The sequence below is a fragment of the Streptomyces sp. HSW2009 genome (assembly GCF_040240285.1).
Taxonomy (GTDB): Bacteria; Actinomycetota; Actinomycetes; order Streptomycetales; family Streptomycetaceae; genus Streptomyces.
Genome location: NZ_JBEHZD010001271.1, coordinates 1 through 248 on the forward strand (window position 1 = coordinate 1; position 248 = coordinate 248).

Here is a 248-nt window from a genome sequence, read left to right on the forward strand (position 1 = left end):
ACCCCGCACCCCGCGTCGGACTCCACCCCGCACCCGGCCCTGCGCGCCATCGCCCGGGCCGATCTCGTACTCGACGGGATCGTGGGCATCGGCGGCCGGGGCGGCCTGCGGCCGGACGCGGCCCGCCTGGTGGCCGCCGTCGCCGCGGCCGGCGTCCCGGTGGTCGCCGTGGACCTGCCCAGCGACGTGGACGCGGACACCGGCGAGGTGCACGGCGAGGCGGTGCGCGCCACGCTGACGGTCACCTT

1 protein-coding gene is annotated in these 248 nt (G+C 79.4%); it reads left to right on the forward strand.

What is annotated here, in order from left to right; genetic code table 11:
* Positions 1-248, forward strand: a 248-nt coding sequence (locus AAHZ94_RS35420; RefSeq protein ID WP_349997726.1) for an NAD(P)H-hydrate epimerase, incomplete at both ends; no start/stop codon positions are given.